The 20,508-nt window shown below is 48.5% G+C and carries 19 protein-coding genes; 5 read left to right on the forward strand and 14 right to left on the reverse strand.

What is annotated here, in order from left to right; all coding sequences use genetic code 11:
• Positions 1-18 precede the first annotated feature (18 nt).
• Complete coding sequence (lolD, locus tag AC0L4K_RS10110; protein WP_417222802.1) at positions 19-705, reverse strand: lipoprotein-releasing ABC transporter ATP-binding protein LolD; 687 nt, start codon at positions 703-705, stop codon at positions 19-21.
• Positions 698-1,942, reverse strand: coding sequence for a lipoprotein-releasing ABC transporter permease subunit (locus tag AC0L4K_RS10115; RefSeq protein WP_417222799.1), 1,245 nt, complete (start codon positions 1,940-1,942; stop codon positions 698-700). The genes lolD and AC0L4K_RS10115 overlap by 8 nt, the downstream gene beginning before the upstream one ends.
• Before the next feature lie 99 nt (positions 1,943-2,041).
• Here AC0L4K_RS10115 and AC0L4K_RS10120 point away from each other — a divergent pair, with 99 nt between their 5' ends.
• From AC0L4K_RS10120 to AC0L4K_RS10130, 3 genes are read left to right on the forward strand one after another with little or no spacing between them, the layout of a single operon-like run.
• On the forward strand, positions 2,042-2,605 hold the full coding sequence (locus tag AC0L4K_RS10120; protein ID WP_417222796.1) for a PilZ domain-containing protein: 564 nt from the start codon (positions 2,042-2,044) through the stop codon (positions 2,603-2,605).
• Positions 2,602-3,450 carry a DNA replication terminus site-binding protein gene (locus AC0L4K_RS10125; RefSeq protein WP_473269163.1) on the forward strand — a complete coding sequence of 283 codons (849 nt, stop codon included), beginning with the start codon at positions 2,602-2,604 and terminating at the stop codon, positions 3,448-3,450. Before AC0L4K_RS10120 ends, AC0L4K_RS10125 begins: the two co-directional genes overlap by 4 nt.
• 8 nt (positions 3,451-3,458) lie before the next feature.
• Complete coding sequence (locus AC0L4K_RS10130) at positions 3,459-3,797, forward strand: hypothetical protein (protein ID WP_417222790.1); 339 nt, start codon at positions 3,459-3,461, stop codon at positions 3,795-3,797.
• An 83-nt stretch (positions 3,798-3,880) separates the two neighbouring features.
• Here the strand turns inward: AC0L4K_RS10130 and sthA are convergent, their stop codons facing one another.
• From sthA to AC0L4K_RS10180, 10 genes are all read right to left on the reverse strand, one after another.
• Entirely contained in the window at positions 3,881-5,281 is a 1,401-nt protein-coding gene (gene sthA, locus AC0L4K_RS10135; protein WP_417222788.1) for a Si-specific NAD(P)(+) transhydrogenase, read from the reverse strand.
• A 149-nt stretch (positions 5,282-5,430) separates the two neighbouring features.
• On the reverse strand, positions 5,431-5,670 hold the full coding sequence (gene nqrM / locus AC0L4K_RS10140) for a (Na+)-NQR maturation NqrM (protein WP_417222785.1): 240 nt from the start codon (positions 5,668-5,670) through the stop codon (positions 5,431-5,433).
• Positions 5,671-5,679: 9 nt separating this feature from the next.
• A complete protein-coding gene (locus tag AC0L4K_RS10145; protein WP_417222782.1) occupies positions 5,680-6,705 on the reverse strand; it encodes an FAD:protein FMN transferase in 1,026 nt (341 codons plus the stop codon).
• Between the two features lie 16 nt (positions 6,706-6,721).
• Complete coding sequence (gene nqrF / locus AC0L4K_RS10150) at positions 6,722-7,948, reverse strand: NADH:ubiquinone reductase (Na(+)-transporting) subunit F (protein ID WP_417222779.1); 1,227 nt, start codon at positions 7,946-7,948, stop codon at positions 6,722-6,724.
• Between the two features lie 37 nt (positions 7,949-7,985).
• Positions 7,986-8,594, reverse strand: a complete 609-nt coding sequence (nqrE, locus tag AC0L4K_RS10155) for an NADH:ubiquinone reductase (Na(+)-transporting) subunit E (RefSeq protein ID WP_417222776.1) — start codon at positions 8,592-8,594, stop codon at positions 7,986-7,988.
• Positions 8,594-9,253, reverse strand: a complete 660-nt coding sequence (locus AC0L4K_RS10160) for an NADH:ubiquinone reductase (Na(+)-transporting) subunit D (RefSeq protein WP_417222774.1) — start codon at positions 9,251-9,253, stop codon at positions 8,594-8,596. The genes nqrE and AC0L4K_RS10160 overlap by 1 nt, the downstream gene beginning before the upstream one ends.
• Positions 9,226-10,044, reverse strand: a complete 819-nt coding sequence (locus tag AC0L4K_RS10165; protein ID WP_473269165.1) for a Na(+)-translocating NADH-quinone reductase subunit C — start codon at positions 10,042-10,044, stop codon at positions 9,226-9,228. The genes AC0L4K_RS10160 and AC0L4K_RS10165 overlap by 28 nt, the downstream gene beginning before the upstream one ends.
• The gene (locus AC0L4K_RS10170) at positions 10,031-11,242 is read right to left on the reverse strand and encodes an NADH:ubiquinone reductase (Na(+)-transporting) subunit B (RefSeq protein ID WP_417222768.1); all 1,212 of its coding nucleotides are present in this window, start codon (positions 11,240-11,242) and stop codon (positions 10,031-10,033) included. The genes AC0L4K_RS10165 and AC0L4K_RS10170 overlap by 14 nt, the downstream gene beginning before the upstream one ends.
• 2 nt (positions 11,243-11,244) lie before the next feature.
• A complete protein-coding gene (locus AC0L4K_RS10175) occupies positions 11,245-12,582 on the reverse strand; it encodes a Na(+)-translocating NADH-quinone reductase subunit A (protein WP_417222766.1) in 1,338 nt (445 codons plus the stop codon).
• 327 nt (positions 12,583-12,909) lie between these two features.
• Complete coding sequence (locus tag AC0L4K_RS10180; protein WP_417222763.1) at positions 12,910-14,346, reverse strand: glyceraldehyde-3-phosphate dehydrogenase; 1,437 nt, start codon at positions 14,344-14,346, stop codon at positions 12,910-12,912.
• 299 nt (positions 14,347-14,645) lie between these two features.
• Between AC0L4K_RS10180 and mfd the strand changes: the two genes are divergently transcribed.
• Complete coding sequence (gene mfd, locus AC0L4K_RS10185; RefSeq protein WP_473269166.1) at positions 14,646-18,092, forward strand: transcription-repair coupling factor; 3,447 nt, start codon at positions 14,646-14,648, stop codon at positions 18,090-18,092.
• A gap of 2 nt (positions 18,093-18,094) precedes the next feature.
• Positions 18,095-18,805 (forward strand): CsiV family protein, encoded by a 711-nt coding sequence (locus AC0L4K_RS10190; RefSeq protein ID WP_473269167.1) that lies wholly within the window; start codon positions 18,095-18,097, stop codon positions 18,803-18,805.
• Between the two features lie 109 nt (positions 18,806-18,914).
• Here AC0L4K_RS10190 and AC0L4K_RS10195 read toward each other — a convergent pair whose 3' ends face one another.
• On the reverse strand, positions 18,915-19,322 hold the full coding sequence (locus tag AC0L4K_RS10195; protein ID WP_473269168.1) for a DUF2750 domain-containing protein: 408 nt from the start codon (positions 19,320-19,322) through the stop codon (positions 18,915-18,917).
• 48 nt (positions 19,323-19,370) lie between these two features.
• Positions 19,371-20,495 carry a mechanosensitive ion channel family protein gene (locus AC0L4K_RS10200; RefSeq protein WP_473269219.1) on the reverse strand — a complete coding sequence of 375 codons (1,125 nt, stop codon included), beginning with the start codon at positions 20,493-20,495 and terminating at the stop codon, positions 19,371-19,373.
• Between the last annotated feature and the right edge of the window lie 13 nt (positions 20,496-20,508).

Genomic DNA, 20,508 nt, shown 5'->3' on the forward strand with positions numbered 1-20,508 from the left:
GTAGCAAAAAAAATAGCATTACATGGTCGAGGGCTGCAACAAACCATCCTTTAGTTCAACCACTCGTCCCTGCTTATGCGCCAATTCTAAATCATGAGTCACCACCACAAAAGAGATACCAAACTCGCGATTAAGGGTGTTCATCAAGCTCTGCACCTCTTGCGCAGTATAACGATCAAGATTACCCGTAGGTTCGTCCATCAAGACACAGGCGGGATTCGTCACCAACGCCCGAGCAATCGCCACACGCTGTCGTTCACCACCACTAAGCATCGATGGCTTATGTTCTAACCGGTGCGATAAACCAACCGAATCGAGTATCGTAGCCGATTGCTCACGTACCTTATCAATCGCTTCACCACGAATTAATAGCGGCATTGCAACATTTTCAAGGGCGGTAAACTCAGCCAACAGATGGTGGAATTGATAGACAAACCCGAGCGAACTATTACGCAGCTTGGCCCGTGCCTGCTCGCTAATCTCAAACAGAGATTGATCATCGACACGAACATCACCAGAACTCGGTAGATCGAGACCACCGAGCATATTCAACAAAGTACTCTTACCGGAGCCTGAGCTACCGACTATAGCGAGGGTTTCACCCCGTTTAACCTCAAGTTGAACACCCCGCAAAACTTCAACCCTGATATCACCATCACCGTAGTGTTTTTTTAGATCAAGACACTGCAATACCAGATCACTCATAACGCAATGCCTCCGCTGGTTGTGTGCGGGATGCCCGCCAAGCAGGATAAATAGTCGCGAGGAAACTAATACTGAGCGCTACGGAGATAATCACAAGCACATCACTTAACTGCAATTGCGAGGGCAGATAACTGATAAAGTAAACATCGGCACTAAGAAACTGAATCCCAAAGGTGTGTTCAACCCAAGCGATAAGATCAGTGATCGTTAAGGCCAGAACCACACCAAGCAGAGAACCTAGCAGCGTTCCCATTACACCAATCACCGTCCCCTGGACCATAAAGATGCGCATAATGCAGCCAGGGGTTGCGCCGAGAGTCCGTAAGATAGCAATGTCACCTTTCTTATCGGTCACCACCATCACCAGCGTTGAAACAATATTAAATGCCGCCACAAAGACGATCAAAAACAGCAGTAAGCCGATCATTTTCTTTTCTAACTGAATCGCCTGAAACAGATTTCCATGGGTCCGGGTCCAGTCACTAGCACGATAAAACTCACCTAGGTCGGCAATGATCTGCTTAATACGACGAGGCGCATCAAACAAATTATCAAACTGCAGTCGCAGCCCATCAACACCACTATCCATCCGTTTAATGCGAGCCGCATCGGCAATATGAATGTAGGCCAAATTAGCATCCAACTCGGCCCCCACTTCAAACAAGCCAACCACCGTAAAACGCTTTAACCGGGGAATAACCCCGGCCACACTAATCGATGCTTCCGGCAACACTAAGGTGATTTTATCGCCAATATTAACTCCCATTGAGCGAGCTAACAGAGAACCCAGTACGATGCCGTAGCTCTTAGGCTGCAATGCCGACAGGCTACCGGCCTTAATATGATTGCCTAGGATAGAGACCTGCGTCTCCATCTCCGGCTCAATACCATTGATCAAGACACCGCGTACGACCCCACGATTCGTCAGCATACCCTGCGCTTGTATATAAGGTGCAGTGCCAACAATGCCTGCCTGCTGATTGACTTTCTCAGCGACTGCCTGCCAGTTTTCTAGGGGCTTGCCGTAATCAGAGATTGTTCCATGGGGTACCATCCCCAAAATACGATCTTTCAATTCTCGGTCGAAACCGTTCATGACCGAAAGTACGACAATCAGCGCAGCGACACCCAGCATCAGCCCCAACATTGAGACTAGCGAGATAAATGAGATAAAATTGTTGTTCCGTTTGGCTGCGGTATACCGCAATCCAACGTACAAAGAGAATGGTCTAAACATGGCTGAGGATTAAATCACAGACGGATGAATTTCTCTAACAAAATCAGAATAATATTCGCTATACTCAGTTAAAGTGACAAAATCTCGAGGGCTGTAATTTTGAATCAGGAACGACGTCAGTATTTCCGTATTAATGGCAAGGTAGCGGTAGACTATAAGGTTATCACCGAAGATGAGATGCAACACGGACGCCTTCCGACTCAATTTCAGGTATCGCCTTTCTTTCAGTTGCTAACACAACTTCAAGAATGCAATCACGATAGCAGTTACCAGCTACGCAAGATTGCTCAAAAAGAGCCGATGATCGCCTCCTACCTCGAGTTGATGAATGAAAAAATCGACGCCATTGCCCATGCGGTTGCAAAAAGCGAAGTTGAATTCGAGAACCTCACCGCCCAAGAGATAAACCTCAGTGAAGGCGGCATGTCCTTCAACAGCACCCAGCCGGTTGAACTGAAAAGCTATCTCGCCCTAAAAGTAGTTTTTGAAGAGACTCATAGCGGCTTATTACTCTATGGACAGACGCTCTATTGTGGCGAACAGAATGACGACGGTCTATACAAGATAGGCGTCGAATTTAGTGAGATGCCAGAGAGCAGTCGTATGACCGTTGCTCGTTATATTCTCACCAGCCAAACCCGTGGCCGTATGAGCGACGGATGAGCAATACTAGCGCCGTCGAGCTCGTTGATAGTCTGAACGGCCTGCATCAGGCGTTATTGATTTTTTCACAACAACTATCCGCAAGCACTCTACCCTTTTGGTTACCGGGCCCTACGGCCCGAAACCTGCCCCAAGCGGCGGCACTCTGTACCGACATCTGGTATCAAGATGGTCAAGACGGTCGCACCACGCTGAGTCAGCACGGCATTATTGGCGCAGATTCACAACTAATAGATGCCACCCTCAAGCTCAACCAAGCTAAAGCAGATTTTCAACGCCTAGCTACCCAGTATCGTTTGAGCCAAACAACTGACCTGCTGGAACAACTGCACCAACGCAGTGAAAAAATTGCGGCGCTGCTACATCGGCATGGTGCTGCAAGGCTTCATCTAAAACAGTGCTATCGCCAAATTCCACTGCTAATGCAATGCCCTAACAAAATTGGGTTTAGTTGGTACACCAGCGGCCGCAGCATACGCAAACTAACACCCACTGAGGCTGAACAAAAGCTCCTAAAGATGGATGTTAGCCAGCCCCACATCCAACAACAACTGCAAGCGGTGGGCAACCTTCGCCCAGGAGATATGCTGGCGCAGATTCAAAACCAAGTGCCGGTCATGCGCGCCAATATGATTTGGAAAAACCAAGACCAAGTCGCACGCAAGGCCCGCAATACCTCACTACCGATTATTATTGCCTTGAACAGTGAAAATCCATGTTTGCCTGCGTATAATGAGCCTCCGCTAACACCTCCAGAGACACGCAGCAGATTGGAGCGCAGTGATCTTAAGATAGATCCACAACCTTTTTTGCCGAGCCTCAGAGCCCACCGCTACTTGGGATAACCGACCTCATGGCCGACGATTCGAACGCAAACACACCCGGCGCAGCAACGCCCCAGACGCACAATAAGCTACTACACCATGTAGCAACCGGCTTCGGCCTACTGCTGCTGACCGGTTACTATCTACTCATCGATAGTACAGGCTTTTACGACTGGATCACCTCACAGTTACCGGTAAAATACGCAGGCTCCGGCTTAATGCTAGGCATTATGATCGGTATGACCCCCGGCTTCTTTCTCTGGAAATACTACAACCGCTGGGTAGAGAAAAAACTCGGCGTCACCGGTAAATATTACGAAGATGGTTTTTATAAAGAGCCAGAAAAACACAACGATAAGGCCAAGTAACGATGATCAAATAAGCCCGTGATCAGCGATACGGAAATAAAAAAACCGCCACATTGGGCGGTTTTTTGTCGCTCGAAAGAGCCTTAGAGATTAGATATACGGTTGAGGCCGGCAATTGCCGCTACCCGATAGGCTTCTGCCATCGTCGGATAGTTAAAGGTGGTATTAACGAAATAGTTAATCGTATTCGCCTCACCCGGCTGGTTCATAATCGCCTGACCGATATGCACGATCTCAGACGCTTGGTCACCGAAACAGTGAATACCTAGAATCGCTAGGGTATCGCGATTAAAGAGAATCTTCAGCATCCCAACCGGTTCACCGGAAATCTGCGCCCGCGCGGTATCTTTGAAAAAGGCCTGCCCCACTTCGTAGGGCACACACTCTTGGGTCAACTGCTCTTCAGTTTTACCGATTGAGCTGATTTCAGGGATAGTGTAGATTCCAGTAGGCACATCATTAATATAACGGAAATCATCCGCTTTTAGCATATCAGAGGATGCTGCACGCCCCTGGTCAAGCGCCGCAGAAGCCAGTGCAGGCCAACCGATCACATCACCACAGGCGTAGATACCTTCAGCTTTAGTGCGGTAATGCTCATCAACTTCTATCTGCCCACGACCATTAGCCTCAAGGCCAATATTATCAAGCTTGAGCATGTCAGTGTTACCACTACGACCATTACACCAAAGGAAAGCATCTGCACGAATCATCTTACCGGACTGAAGAGTCAGCGTGACACCACGCTCATCGGCGACTACTTTTTCATAAACTTCATTGTGGCGAATTTTTACCGCGTTGTTACGCAGGTGATAACTCAATGAATCAGAAATTTCAGCATCCAAAAAGGATAGCAGCCGATCCATCGAGTCGATCAGATCAACCTTAACCCCTAAACCACTAAAGATAGAGGCATACTCTGAACCGATAACACCAGCACCATAGATAATCAGTGTACGGGGTGTATGACTCAACGTCAGTACAGTATCGCTGTTATAGATACGCGGATGAGTGAAATCGATATTATCCGGCTTATAAGGGCGTGAACCGGTTGCAATAATAATATTCTTCGCTCGCAGGGTTTCATCGCCTTTCACCGTACCGGATACCAGAACCGTGTTTTTATCAACGAATTCCGCCTCACCAAAGAAGAGATCGATACGGTTGCGTGCATAAAAGTTAGTGCGCATCATAACCTGATTGGAGATAACTTTTTCCGCACGCTTAAGCACTTTAGGAAAGGAGAACCAACGCGGCTCACCGATATCCCGGAACATGGGGTTGGTGTTGAATTCGATGATTTGCTTAACCGAGTGACGTAGCGCCTTGGATGGAATAGTCCCTTTGTGAGTGCAGTTTCCGCCCACCGAATTTTGTGACTCAATCACAGCAACCCGGCGGCCCTTTTTGGCAGCATTCATTGCTGCACCTTCGCCGGCCGGACCCGATCCAATTACAATGACATCATAGTCATATACAGCCATCACTTTCCCCTGCTATCTGTTAATTGTTCTATATTCTTTAGGATGGAACCGAGCATGTTATCTCGGGTCACGACAGCTCAATAGCGCCTTGCGCCAACCGTAACAGCGAAACCGAGTGACAGATGCCAAACATGCTTGCATTAACTAAATTAACGTCCAGATTTAGCGTCATACGCCAGCGCAGCTAGCTCTTCCTTGCGGCTCTGCTTATCTTGCTCTTCTTCACACTTACTAGGATTACCACCGCAGATAGCACACTCTTCATCGATACCAACGGCAGCAAGGCCACCGCAGGAACCCGCTATCGGCTTACGCCCCATCATCACGCCAACCGACATGGCCGCGACCACTAACAACAACACTACAAAGGTTAAAATCATCGTACTCATACTATGTCCTCACTCCACCAGATAATCTTTAAATCCCGGTGTCATTATTTCTACAAAGCCTTCACCAGACTTAACAATCATCAATGCTTCAACGCCCTGCTGCTCAGCATAGGCTTCTGCTTTATCAGGACCCAAAACCATCATCGCAGTTGCCAGCGCATCAGCCGTGGCACAATCCTTAGCCAATACGGTGACTGACGCCAACTTATGATTTATTGGTTTGCCGGTCACTGGATTAATCGTATGGGAAAAACGGACCCCGTTTTCCTCAAAATAGTTACGGTAATCGCCCGAAGTGGCGATACCGATATTGTTGACTTTAATTATACGCTGAACAATACGCTCACCGGAAACAGGCGCTTCAATCGCGATTTTCCAATGACGACCATCAGGCTTAACACCTTTAGCGCGCAACTCACCGCCCACCTCAACCAGATAAGCGTTAACACCTGCCGCTTCAAGAAGCTCAGCGACCTGATCAACACCATACCCCTTAGCGATAGCGGATAGATCGATATAGACATTTCGTTCACGGGTAAGCTGCTCACCCGAAAGCGTCAGATACTGATAACCAACACGCTGACGTAATGCCTCAATATCGGCATCAGCGGGAGCACGAATAATACGACCATCCGGCCCAAAGCCCCACAGATTAACCAACGGACCCACGGTCACGTCGAATGCACCACCTGAGGTGTGGCTAATCTCTAAAGCTTGTTTTAAAACTTGCGTCAAACCAACCGATAGCATAACAGACTCACCGGCCGACATCTGATTAATGCGGCTGAGTTCTGAATCATCTTGGTAAGTAGACATGCTGTGATTAACATCAACCAAAAGTTGATCGATTTTGGCGGGTAATATGGCATCCACTGCGGTATCAGTAGAGACCCATTTTACCGAGAAAGAAGTCCCCATTGTAGGCCCTTGATGGCTAACAATCTGAGGTTGTTTGCTGCACCCCAACAGGGCAAGCAACATAAACGAAGCGGCCAGCAGCAAAGCTGCCGGCCGTTTAATATTACGCCTGGACATATCAGACATCTGTTAATCAGCCACCGAAGTCATCAAGGAAGATGTTTTCACGCTCAACACCCAGATCAACCAACATCTGGATAACCGCTGCGTTCATCATCGGAGGTCCACACATGTAGTACTCACAGTCTTCAGGCGCATCGTGATCCTTCAGATAGTTTTCGTACAAGACATTGTGGATGAAGCCGGTTTTACCTTCCCAGTTATCTTCTGGCTGCGGATCAGACAGTGCTAGATGCCAGCTGAAATTATCATTTTCTTCCTGAAGCTTATCGTACTCTTCATTGTAGAAACACTCACGCAGAGAGCGAGCACCATACCAGAATGAAATTTTACGCTTCGAGTTCAAACGTTTCAGCTGATCAAAGATATGTGACCGCATTGGCGCCATACCTGCACCACCACCGATAAAGACCATTTCGTTATCGGTATCTTTGGCAAAGAACTCACCAAATGGCCCGTAAACTGTGATCTTGTCGCCAGGCTTCAGACCAAACACAAACGAAGACATCTTGCCCGGTGGGTAATCAGTACCTGGAGGTGGAGAAGCGATACGGATGTTAAATTTAACCACCCCACGCTCTTCTGGATAGTTGGCCATAGAGTATGCACGAATGGTGGTTTCATCCACTTTCGACACAAAACGCCATTGATCAAACTTATCCCAGTCACCTCGGTATTCCTCTTCAATATCGAAGTCCTTGTAGTGAACTTCATGAGGAGGACATTCAAGCTGCACATAACCACCGGCGCGGAAGTCAACATTCTCGCCTTCAGGCAGACGCAGTGTCAGCTCTTTGATAAAGGTCGCTACGTTAGGGTTAGACTCAACGGTACATTCCCACTTCTTAACCCCAAAGATTTCATCTTCGAGCTCAATTTTCATGTCCTGCTTAACCGCAACCTGACATGACAAGCGCCAGCCTTCTTTAGCTTCACGCATAGTGAAGTGAGACTCTTCCGTTGGCAGCATAGAACCGCCACCATCTAACACCTGGCACTTACACTGAGCGCAAGTACCACCGCCGCCACAGGCAGAGGGTACAAAGATCCCTGCATTGGACAACGTTTGTAGCAGCTTATCTCCGGCAGGAACAGTCACGCTCTTGTCCGGGTCATCATTAATGGTAATGGTTACATCACCACTGCTTACTAATTTAGAACGGGCTGCCAGAATTACCGCGACCAGTGCAAGCACCACCGCGGTAAACATGACAACGCCGAGAACGATTTCTGCATTCATTAGCTTAATCCTTCTTTAGTTGATCATGCGACAGCAATTACAGCTGCACGCCGGAAAAAGACATGAAACCCAGAGACATCAAACCAACGGTAATGAAGGTAATGCCCAGGCCACGTAAACCTTCCGGTACGTCGCTGTATTTAAGTTTTTCACGAATACCGGCCAGGGTAGCAATTGCCAACGCCCAACCAACACCCGCACCGGTACCATAAACAACAGATTCACCAAAGGTGTAGTCACGTTCAACCATGAACAGTGCAGCACCCATGATGGCGCAGTTTACGGTGATCAACGGCAGAAATACGCCCAACGCGTTGTACAACGCGGGAACATACTTATCGAGGAACATTTCCAAGATTTGTACGATCGCAGCGATAACACCGATATAGGAGATATAACCCAAAAAGCTCAGATCAACATCAGGATAACCGGCCCAAGCCAGCGCCCCTTCACGCAACAACAAATTGAAGATCAGGTTGTTAATTGGGGTCGTGATCGCCAATACAACGATAACTGCAATCCCCAAACCGATCGCGGTCTGAACCTTCTTTGAAATAGCCAAGAACGTACACATTCCCAAAAAGAATGCCAACGCCATGTTTTCAACAAAGATCGCCTTAACCGCAAGGCTGATATACTGTTCCATTACGCAGCCTCCTTCTGAGTGTTCTTCGCCAGTTCAAACTCAGGTGCTTCAACCTGATCCTTCTTAAAGGTACGTACTAACCAAATAAACATACCGATAATGAAGAATGCGCTTGGTGGCAATAACAACAGACCATTTGCTTGGTACCAACCGCCATCAGTGATCAGCGGTAGAATTTCAATACCAAACAGCTTACCTGCGCCGAACAGCTCACGAATGAAACCAACAAACAGCAACACAACACCATAGCCTAAGCCGTTACCGATACCATCTAAGAAAGAGATCCCAGGTGGGTTTTTCATCGCAAACGCTTCAGCACGACCCATAACGATACAGTTAGTAATGATCAAACCAACAAAGACTGAGAGCTGCTTAGAAATTTCGTAAGCATAGGCTTTCAGGATTTGGTCTACCACAATAACCAAAGAGGCGATAATCGCCATCTGACAGATAATCCGAATACTACCGGGTATCTGATTACGGATAATTGAGATAAACATGTTGGAAAAGGCAGTAACAACCGTTACAGCCAACGCCATTACACAGGCAGTCCCTAGGTTAGATGTTACCGCCAGTGCGGAACAAATACCGAGAATCTGCAGCCCGATCGGGTTGTTGTTAAAAATCGGTCCTAATAGGACATCTTTAACTTGAGACATAATTTACGCCCCCCTGCTTTCAGATTTGACAGAAATGGTGCATAACCATTTTCACCCATCCAGAAGTGAACCAGGTTAGTGACACCACGGCTGGTCAGCGTCGCACCGGAAAGCCCATCAATCTGATATTTAGCATCCGCTGAAGCTTGATCAACACTACCTTTAATCAATCCCAGAACCGGCTTCATAGAGTCAGCAGTGTAAACCTGCTTACCAGGCCACAGCGCTTTCCAGTTAGGATTATCGACTTCACCACCCAGCCCAGGGGTTTCCGCATGGGAATAAAACCCTAAACCAACTACCGTGTTCAAGTCGGATTCCAGTGCTAGGAAGCCATACAGCGTAGACCAGAGACCATATCCATGAACGGGAAGGATCATCTTATCGAAGCCCTGAGGCGCATCGCTCTTAACCAGATACACCGGCATAACCTTCGCCTGTACCTTGATCGAAGCAATATCATTCTCACGACTTAGCTTAATACCCGTGTCCGCTTCTTTAGCGGCTTTACGCGCATCATAACGGTCAGGATCAGCAACATCGGTATATTTACCGGTGCGCAGATCAACAAAGCGTTTTTCGATCAGCTCATCAAACAACGCCTGAACATCCTTGCCATCGGTCGCTATACCGGCCGCAGCCAGAATATTCGTTTGACGGTCAAGGTTCTTATTTGCAATCTGTTTTGGCTTTAACAGCACGGCTGCTGCTGATACAACCACAGAGCAGACCACACACAACAAAACAGCTACGGTAAGCGTTCTACCGATAGAATCTTTACTCGCTGACATGTCGCATCGCCCTCCGTTTGATGTTCGCCTGCACGACAAAGTTATCGATCAGTGGTGCAAACAGGTTACCGAACAGAATCGCCAGCATCATTCCCTCAGGGAACGCTGGGTTAACTACACGGATCAGAACAACCATCACCCCGATCAGAGCACCGAAGTACCACTTACCCGTATTGGTCATAGACGCTGAGATCGGATCGGTTGCCATAAAGAACATACCGAACGCGAAACCACCCAGCACCAAATGCCAGTAGAACGGCAGCGAGAACATCGCATTAGTGTCAGAACCTATCAGGTTCAGCAAGGTTGCCATAACGGTCATGCCCAAGAACACACCAGCAACAATCCGCCAAGCAGCGATTTTAGCAAACAGCAACACGAGGCCACCCAAGGCAATCGCAAAGGTAGATACCTCACCAACAGAACCCTGAATGTTACCGATAAAGGCATCAAACCAAGTAATGTTGTGCGCCAGAATAGCATCGACACCACCCGCAGCAGCCAAGCCTAGAGGCGTAGCACCCGAGAAGCCATCAACGGCCGTCCAGATTGCATCCCCTGACATCTGTGCCGGATAAGCAAAGAACAAGAAGGCACGACCTGTCAGTGCTGGGTTAAGGAAGTTTTTACCGGTTCCACCGAAAACTTCTTTACCAATCACAACACCGAAACTGATACCGAGCGCAACCTGCCATAAAGGGATAGTTGGCGGCAAAATCAGCGCAAACAGGATAGAAGTAACAAAGAAACCTTCGTTAACTTCATGACCACGCTTCATCGCGAACAAAACTTCCCAGAAACCACCAACAACAAAGGTTGTCAGATAGATCGGTAACCAGTACATCGCACCGTGGATAAGATTGTCCCACAAGCTATCGGGGTTAAACCCGGTAAACAGCGCAGCAAGACCGCCCTGCCAGCTTGATGGCTCAGTAATACCCATCGCCGCCATGGCAGTGTTTGCCTGAAAGCCCACATTGTACAAGCCAAAGAATACGGCTGGGAAAGTACACATCCAGACAAGAATCATGATCCGTTTCAGGTCAACTGCATCACGAACATGTGCAGCGGCCTTTGTTACATGACCCGGAGTATAAAAAATAGTATCTGCCGCTTCATATAGCGCATACCAGTTTTCATATTTGCCGCCTTTATGGAAATGCGGCTCCATTTTATCGAGAATATTTCTTAAGCTCATGATCAGGCCTCTTTCTCTATGCGCGCCAGATTGGAGCGAAGGATCTGGCCATACTCATACTTGCCTGGACAGGCAAATGTGCATAGCGCGAGGTCTTCTTCATCTAACTCGAGGCAACCCAATTCCATCGCATGAACGACATCACCGGTGACGAGAGCACGCAATAACTGCGTAGGAAGAATATCTAACGGCATCAGTCGTTCAAACTGACCCACAGGCACCATGGCTCGCTCAGAACCGTTCGTCGTCGTGGTGAAGTCAAACTTCTTAGACGGACTCAGTACAGAAGCAAACATATTCAGCACAGAGAACTTGTTAGCGCCCGGTTTAATCCAGCCTAACAGTTCGCGCTGATCACCCTCTTCTAGTACGGAAACCTGCGTGGCATAACGTGTCAGATAAGCCAACGGCCCTTCGGCACGACGACCATTCCAGACAGAACCGCTAATAACACGGTTATGATTGCCTTCTGTACGCCCAGCTAATAAATCATCGAGGCTAGCCCCTAAGCGAGTACGTAACAGTGTTGGCTTGCTAACCTGAGGCCCACCTACCGCAACAACACGATCGGTATACAGCTCACCCGTGGTAAACAGCTGACCAAAAGCAATAACGTCTTGGTAGCCCACCGTCCAAACGGTTTTATTCGCTGATACAGGATCCAAAAAGTGGATATGTGTACCGGCATTACCGGCTGGATGTTTGCCGGCAAACTCTTCAACCGTCACGCCTGCTGCCGTTGGCAGATCAGCGCCGGCGGCTTTACACAGAAAGACCTTACCTTCAGTCAAACGGGTTAATACCGTTAAACCGTTAACAAACGCCTCTTTCTGTTCAGCCACCACAACGGCTGGATCAGCCGCCAATGGATTAGTATCTATGGCTGTCACAAAGATCGACGCAGGCTGAGTGCCTGGCTGTGGAACTTTGCTAAATGGACGTGTCCGCAAAGCAGTCCAGGCACCCGATTTAACGAGGTTTTCCTGTACTTGTTCAGCCGTCAAGGAAGACAACTGAGCTGCTTCATACTTTGCGAATTGCTCCGCCTCATTACCATCTATTTCAACAACAACCGATTGAAGAACACGTCTATCACCGCGGTTGATCTCTTTGATCACCCCCGCAGCTGGTGCTGTAAAATCAACACCTTCCGTTTTCTTATCGGAAAAGATCACTTGACCGAGTTTTACTCGATCTCCCACCTTGACCCGCATCGTAGGCTTCATGCCTGGATAATCGAAGCCGATCACGGCGACAGACTTAACCTCAACAGCTGCCGAAACAGTCTGCTCTGGTGTGCCTGTTATAGGTAGATCTAGACCCTGTTTGATCTTGATCATCCGCCTCACCCAATTTCTATTATAATTTTTTCAGGATCCCCCCTGCAGAGCACTATGCCTCCGACTCTGCAACATTGTCCCCTGATGTCGCAAAAACAAAGCAATAACTCTACCACGGACGGGATAACCCCAACCCAAAAACCGGTTAAGTATAAAGATCGGGAGGTAATTTTTCTACAAGAGCGACCATTAAAGGGGCCTTTTAGGTCATTATTCGCAAAACATTGATAGATCATTAAGATCTAAGAATATAATTTTTATGAATATAAATAAAAACCCAATAAAAAACCGCCTCTTAGGGCGGTTTTTTAAGCCACTAAAGTACTGTTAGACCTTAGCTTTAGGGAACGCAGGCAGAGTACATTTAGCCATACGCTGAGCCATACGGATCACCTGACAGCTATAACCGAACTCATTGTCATACCAAACATAAAGTACGCAACGGTTACCTTCAGCAATAGTCGCCAAGGCATCAACAACACCGGCGGCACGAGAACCAACAAAGTCAGATGACACGGCTTCAGGAGAGTTGCTGTAGTCGATCTGCTTCTGCAAAGGTGAGTGCAACGCCATATCACGCAAGTAGCTATTCAGTTCCTCTTTGTCAGTGGCCGTATCCAGGTTAAGATTCAGGATAGCCATCGACACGTTTGGCGTCGGTACACGAATCGCATTACCGGTTAACTTACCTTCTAACTGAGGCAGCGCTTTAGATACCGCTTTAGCCGCACCTGTTTCAGTAATAACCATGTTCAGACCCGCCGCACGACCACGACGATCACCTTTATGATAGTTATCAATCAGGTTTTGGTCATTGGTGTAAGCATGGACAGTTTCAACATGACCATTGGTCACGCCATACTTAGCATCCATCGCTTTCAGGACCGGTGAAATCGCATTGGTAGTACAAGAAGCCGCTGACAGAATTTTATCACTGTCATCGATATCGCCATGGTTAACACCCATAACAATATTCTTAATACCTTTACCCGGTGCTGTCAGCGCAACCTTAGCAACACCTTTTGATTTCAGGTGCAGCGATAGGCCGGCTTCATCACGCCAAATACCCGTATTATCCAATACCAGTGCGTTATCGATACCGTATTGCGTGTAATCAACTTGATCAGGACCATCAGAATAGATGACTTTGATCAGGTTACCATTAGCAATAATCGCTTGCTCTTCTTCATCAACCTGAATAGTACCGCGGAATGAACCGTGTACAGAATCACGGCGCAGCAGGCTAGCACGTTTTTCTAAATCGTTAGACGCTTTACCCTTACGCACAACAATCGCACGTAAACGCAGAGACTGACCACCGCCGGTACGCTCAATCAGCAACCGCGCCAGCAGTCGACCGATACGACCGAAACCATAGAGAACGACATCAGTCGGTTCAGATGCAGCACCATCAATTGCCGGAGCCAACTCAGCTGCCAGGAAGTCTTCAATGGACGCGCCATTAGCTTCTTCACGGAACTTAACGGCCAACTTCCCGATATCAACGTGGGCACGCTTAACATCAAGTTTATCCAGCGCTTTCAAAACAGGGAAGGTGTCATGGACTGACAATTCCTGATCTTCAAGCTGGCGTACGTAGCGATGGGCTTTAATCACATCAACAACAGAACGTTTAACGATAAGGCGACCATACACGGACGTCTCAACATGCTTGTCACGATACAGACGCCCAACAAGAGGGATCATCTCTTCAGCTAATGCTTCGCGACCTTTCCAGTCAGCTAACACTTTATCTTGGCTCACGGCTCACTCCAAAAAGGTAGTAGTCTTAATAGCAGTCAATTTTGCTGGAGCGGATTATCCTCTTTTAACCCCCTATGAGCAAATCGGAAACACTACACTTTAGGGTTAGATTACTCTTTAATGCCATAAAATCATCGCTTTCAGACAAAAACACACCCGATAAGGACAGCCATATATTGCGCCCTATGGGGTGTACTTTTGCCCCACGCGCCGTAAGATATGCGGCCTGATCAGTACGCTGCTGTTGCCGTCTTTATTCTTAACAGACACCCACATCAGCCTAATGGAGTTAGCCTTAAGTGTTTAAAGAAGAATATCAACTACCCCAATCCTCAGGCGATATCCGCCGGATAGGCAACCTGTCCGGTAGCGGCCGCGGCCTACTGACCACCGAAATCGCCCAACAACATTCGGGCTTGATACTCTGCATTACCAACGACAGCGATAGCGCTAGCCGACTGCAGTCCGAGATCCGTTTCTATAGCAATAACAGTCTTGAATGCATGGTTTTCTCCGACTGGGAAACCCTGCCCTACGATAGCTTCTCTCCTCACCAAGACATTATTTCAGAGCGCCTCAACACCTTATTCAAGCTACCACAGCTTCAACGTGGCGTGATTATTATTCCCGCCAGCACCTTGATGCATCGCGTTGCGCCGCAACAGTTTCTCGATGGCAATGCACTCATCCTTGATCAGGGCCAGCCCTTCAATCTCGACGAGATGCGCCATAAATTGACGGATGCAGGCTATCAACTCAGTGAAACCGTTTACGGCCACGGTGAGTTTGCTATTCGTGGCGCTATTATTGATATCTTCCCGATGGGTAGTGACGTGCCCTACCGCATCGAACTGTTCGACGATGAAGTCGACACCCTGCGCAGCTTCGATCCCGAATCACAGCGCTCGATCGACAAGGTCGATAAAATACGTGTTTTACCGGCTAAAGAATTTCCTTTCGATGAAAAGGCTATCAGCCTATTTAAACAACGCTGGCGAGAAACCTTTGATGTCGACTATAAACGCTGCACCGTTTATCGCGATATCAGTGATGGTATGACACCACCGGGCATCGAATACTATTTACCGCTATTCTTCGAACAATGTGCGACGATCTTCGACTATTTACCACAAAATGTCATGATTCTGGCGGAAACAGATCTAGAAGATCACTGCAAACAATTCTGGCAAGATGTTCAAGAGCGCTATGAAGAGCGCCGCTATGATATCGAACGCCCCATTCTCGCGCCGGATAAACTCTTTACCCCGGCAACCGAGCTGTTCAGCATTTTAAAACAGCGACAACGCATTCAAGTACAACAAAACAAAACCCAAGCAAAAGCCACGTCGGGACGCTACAACCTTTCTTTGGTCGAGCCACCCACCCTGACCGTCAAGGCGCAGGCAACTCAGCCACTCGCGGCAGTCGAAGACTTCCTGAGCAAAACCCAAGACAAAGTCCTGTTTTGCGCAGAATCCGCCGGTCGCCGTGAAGCCTTAATTGAATTACTCGGGCGGATCGATATCAAACCCCATCAAGTCGACAGCCTTGCGCAGTTTTTCTCCGATGGCTACCCAATCAATATTTGTATTTTCCCGCTAGAGCAGGGCCTCAGCGCACCGGGGAAATTTCACCTCATCACCGAAACACAGCTATTCGGGCATCAGGTTTTTCAGCGCCGTCGGCGCTCGAAAGAGCAGGAAGAATCCGACCAGATCATCAAAAATCTCACCGAACTCAATCTCGGCGCACCGGTGGTTCATATCGATCACGGGGTTGGCCGTTACCGTGGACTGGTCACCTTAGAACTGGACTCACAAACCTCAGAATTTCTCAAACTCGAATACGCCAACGACGCCAACCTCTATGTACCGGTGACATCGTTGCACCTCATTAGCCGCTATTCCGGTGCGGGTGACGAGCTAGCCCCACTCCACCGTTTGGGCACCGAACAGTGGAGCAAAGCACGCCGCAAAGCCGCTGAAAAGGTCCGCGACACGGCCGCCGAATTACTCGATATATACGCCCGTCGTGCAGCCCGCCGAGGCCATCAATTCAATTCGCCTGACGAGCACTATGCCAGCTTCAGCGCCGCCTTCCCCTTTGAGGAAACCGTCGATCAAGCCAATGCCATCCAAGCAGTGGTACAGGATATGCAGTCGCCACAACCGATGGACCGACTGGTGTGTGGTGATGTTGGTTTCGGTAAAACCGAAGTGGCCATGCGCGCCGCTTTTATCGCTATACAAAGCAACAAACAGGTCGCAATATTGGTGCCGACAACACTACTGGCACAACAACATTATGAAAACTTCCGTGACCGCTTTGCCGACTGGCCGGTCAATGTCGAGTTGATATCCCGGTTTCGCTCTGGCAAAGAGAGCAATGCGGTCATCGAATCACTGCAACAGGGTAAAACCGATATCGTCATCGGCACCCACAAACTATTACAGGGCGATATTAAATTCAGTGATTTAGGCCTGCTGATTATCGATGAAGAGCACCGCTTTGGCGTGCAACAGAAAGAACGCTTAAAATCACTGCGCTCTGAAGTCGATATCCTTACGCTAACCGCCACACCGATCCCTCGTACACTCAACATGGCGATGTCTGGCATCCGCGATCTTTCGATTATCGCCACTCCCCCGGCGCGCCGCCTATCCGTTAAAACCTTTGTCCGCCAAGCCGACAAAGCACTCAAGAAAGAAGCTATTTTGCGCGAGTTACTCCGGGGTGGACAGGTTTACTACCTGCATAACGAAGTCAAAGATATCGAGCAAACCGCCGCTGAAATTAGTGCCATGATCCCAGAAGCCCGGGTCGCCATTGGCCATGGCCAGATGCGTGAACGTGAACTTGAACAAGTGATGTCCGACTTTTATCACAAACGTTTTAACGTTCTGGTCTGTACCACCATTATCGAAACCGGTATCGATGTCCCCAATGCCAACACCATCATTATCGACCGAGCCGATAAATTTGGCCTAGCGCAACTGCATCAATTACGTGGTCGGGTGGGCCGCTCTCACCACCAGGCGTATGCCTATCTGATGACTCCTCACCCCAAAGCGATGACCACCGATGCCGCCAAACGCCTAGATGCCATCGCCAGTGCCGATGAACTCGGTGCAGGTTTCACCCTCGCTACCCATGATATGGAAATCCGAGGCACCGGCGAACTGCTCGGCGAAGGTCAAAGTGGTCAGATTCAAAATATCGGTTTCTCCCTCTATATGGAGATGCTAGAACAGGCGGTTGACGCCATTCGCGAAGGCAAAACACCGAACCTCGATGCACCACTAAAACTCGGGGTCGAAATCAACCTTCGGGTTCCCGCGCTGATTCCCGACGAATATCTACCCGATGTGCATAGCCGCCTGATCATGTACAAGCGAATTGCTAATGGCAAAAATGAAACCGAGCTAAAAGAGCTACAGATCGAAATGATCGATCGCTTTGGCATCCTCCCGGAACAAACCAAAAATCTATTTCGGCAGACACTACTCAAACTTCATGCAGAACAGCTCGGCATCTGTAAAATCGATGCAGGCGAAAATGGTGGCCGAATCGACTTTGAAGCCGATACAGAGGTAGATCCTTTTAAACTGGTGCAACTTGTACAGCAACAACCACAAAAATTTCAGTTTGGCGGCGCTAGTCAGCTGAAGTTCACCATGAAGATGGATAAAATAGAGCAACGCTTTAAGGCAGTGGAACAGCTACTCCAGCAATTGACCGGGAATTAATAATGACCAAGCTCACCTCAGGGATCATAACGGCCCTGACACTGATACTGTTAAACAGCACAACGGCACAGGCCGCTACCAGCAACTATAAGGTCGAAGTCTTGGTGTTTAGTCATCTCACCTCCGACACCCTCGATGATGAGATCTGGCCGGCGATTAACAGTATTCCCGTGCTCCCTAGCCGCTCACTTGGCTACTATCAAGCCGGCCAAGCAAACGGATATTTTACCCGTTTGCCAAAATCCTCTCTCTCTCTCAGCGCTAAACAAGCCAGCCTAAGACGCAGCGCAACCTATCACGTCTTATTTCATGAAGCCTGGATACAGCCAATTAGCAGTGTGAAAAACCAGAACCGCGTGCGTATTAATGGTGGTGACATTCTCGACAATGGCCTCTATGAGCTCGATGGTTATATCTCGGTTGATAAGGGCCGCTACCTGCATTTCCGCAGCGACCTCTTTCACAGCCGCCGATTAAGCCCCGCCGAAAGCCAACTATTACTCACATCCAAAACAGTCGACACGCCGGTTGAAGCCCCCATTGAGACCGACAGCGATAGCAGCAACGGCAATCGCTATCTAACTCAAACCACCGTACCAGACTTTCTCACGGTTGAAATGGCGTCAGCCCGCCGGATGCGTCGTGATGAATTGCACTACATCGATCACCCACTATTCGGTATGCTAGTGAGAATCACGCGGGTTGGCCAATAGCGCTCTCTATTGAGCGCTATGCCGCTGCGAATACCTCTTCCAGCCAATAGCACAAACAAAAAAAGGCTGATGTGTAACACATCAGCCTTTTTCTCAACCGAAACAGAGCTTATTTGTTCTTGCGTGCCCGCTTAACTTCACGAGTGAGCATCATATCCAGCTCTTCAGGCCACACGACCAAGCCGTTTTCATCCTCACCCTCGCCCGCTAACGGAAACACGATCACCGCAAAACCGTCTTCTTCGAGGCCCGGTGTCCAGCGATGATTCCACTGTTTAAGTGTGATCGGCATCGCCTCACAATCTGACCACTCACCGGTAGCCCATTGCTCCGCAAAGGCAAGATCAGGCCAAACCGGAACACAGTCCTCATCGTCGGTATTGAGCATCACACTGCCCTGCTCGTCAGTCAAAATCCACAGTTCACCCGTTTCAACAACCCGACTGATCAGATAATCGAAGCGCTGCTCCGCATCATAGGTCGCGATCTTATCCAATTCATTTTGTTCAGCAGTCACACATATCTCCAACGCCCTGCAGGGCAAAATTTAACCAACACGCTACGATCACTGCGCTACACCATCAGGTCGATCGACTAGCGGATGAGATTCGCCACTTTCCAGATGTAACGTCTGAGTAGGAAAGGCAAAATCGGCCCCATGCTGATGCACGATGCTAATAATTTTCCCCATGACATCCTGTTTGATCTCATGAAAACGCACCCAGTTAGTCGTTTTAGTAAAGGTATAGATAAAAAATTCGAGTGAATAAGGCGCAAAGCTATTGAGATTCACAATCAAGGTTTGTTGCGTATCGATTTCAGGATGGTTACGCAGCATATCTCGAACATCATCAACCACCGCATTAATTAAAGCCGAATCCTCATAACGCAGACCGATCTTTTCATAGATTCGACGATTACTCATCCGCGAAGGGTTCTCCAGCGAAATACTGGCAAAAGTCGCATTCGGCACATAGAGAGGACGCTTATCAAAGGTTCGAATACAGGTGAGACGCCAGCCAATATCCTCCACCGTGCCTTCAATTTCTTTATCCGGGGAACGCACCCAATCACCTACTTTAAAGGGGCGATCGAGATAGATCATCAGGCCGCCAAAGAAGTTTGCCAGCAGGTCTTTAGCCGCAAAACCGACCGCTAAGCCCCCGATACCACCGAACGCCAACACCCCCGATATGCTATAACCAAAGGTCTGTAATACCACCAGCACGGCAGTAATAATAATCGACAGTCGCAGCAACTTACCCAAGGCCCCCACGGTCGTTTCATCCATCGGGTTTTTGACTTTTTCATCACTGACCAAGGCGCTTTCTGCCTGACGAATAAAGCGGATCAGGAACCAAGCGATCATCACAATCACTAAGCCTCTGCGTAGCGGTTCAATAAGCTTGACCAACACCGAGCCAGTCTCTGGGTCGGTCAACTCGAAGGCTAAACTCAGCCCCAACACCCAGATTAGCAATGCGATAGGACGTCGCGCCGCATGCAGTAAGATATCATCCCAAATATTACGGGTTTTAGCCAACTGAGTTTCCAACCGCTGAAACAGCCGATTAGAGACAAAATTAGCCAACATGGTGATGAACACCACCACAAACACCTGAAATATCCAGGCATCTTTATAGCCTGCTAGGCCTAACTGTGTAAAAACATCAGCAAGTTGCTCCTGCATCATGTCACTCCTA

The sequence above is a fragment of the Amphritea sp. GJ51-11 genome (assembly GCF_055808735.1).

Coding starts and splice junctions, on each gene's coding strand:
- lolD (WP_417222802.1), bottom strand. CDS start 705: ATGAGTGATCTGGTATTGCAGTGTCTTGATCTAAAAAAACACTACGGT.
- AC0L4K_RS10115 (WP_417222799.1), bottom strand. CDS start 1,942: ATGTTTAGACCATTCTCTTTGTACGTTGGATTGCGGTATACCGCAGCC.
- AC0L4K_RS10125 (WP_473269163.1), top strand. CDS start 2,602: ATGAGCAATACTAGCGCCGTCGAGCTCGTTGATAGTCTGAACGGCCTG.
- AC0L4K_RS10130 (WP_417222790.1), top strand. CDS start 3,459: ATGGCCGACGATTCGAACGCAAACACACCCGGCGCAGCAACGCCCCAG.
- sthA (WP_417222788.1), bottom strand. CDS start 5,281: ATGGCTGTATATGACTATGATGTCATTGTAATTGGATCGGGTCCGGCC.
- nqrM (WP_417222785.1), bottom strand. CDS start 5,670: ATGAGTACGATGATTTTAACCTTTGTAGTGTTGTTGTTAGTGGTCGCG.
- AC0L4K_RS10145 (WP_417222782.1), bottom strand. CDS start 6,705: ATGTCCAGGCGTAATATTAAACGGCCGGCAGCTTTGCTGCTGGCCGCT.
- nqrF (WP_417222779.1), bottom strand. CDS start 7,948: ATGAATGCAGAAATCGTTCTCGGCGTTGTCATGTTTACCGCGGTGGTG.
- nqrE (WP_417222776.1), bottom strand. CDS start 8,594: ATGGAACAGTATATCAGCCTTGCGGTTAAGGCGATCTTTGTTGAAAAC.
- AC0L4K_RS10160 (WP_417222774.1), bottom strand. CDS start 9,253: ATGTCTCAAGTTAAAGATGTCCTATTAGGACCGATTTTTAACAACAAC.
- AC0L4K_RS10165 (WP_473269165.1), bottom strand. CDS start 10,044: ATGTCAGCGAGTAAAGATTCTATCGGTAGAACGCTTACCGTAGCTGTT.
- AC0L4K_RS10170 (WP_417222768.1), bottom strand. CDS start 11,242: ATGAGCTTAAGAAATATTCTCGATAAAATGGAGCCGCATTTCCATAAA.
- AC0L4K_RS10175 (WP_417222766.1), bottom strand. CDS start 12,582: ATGATCAAGATCAAACAGGGTCTAGATCTACCTATAACAGGCACACCA.
- AC0L4K_RS10190 (WP_473269167.1), top strand. CDS start 18,095: ATGACCAAGCTCACCTCAGGGATCATAACGGCCCTGACACTGATACTG.
- AC0L4K_RS10200 (WP_473269219.1), bottom strand. CDS start 20,495: ATGCAGGAGCAACTTGCTGATGTTTTTACACAGTTAGGCCTAGCAGGC.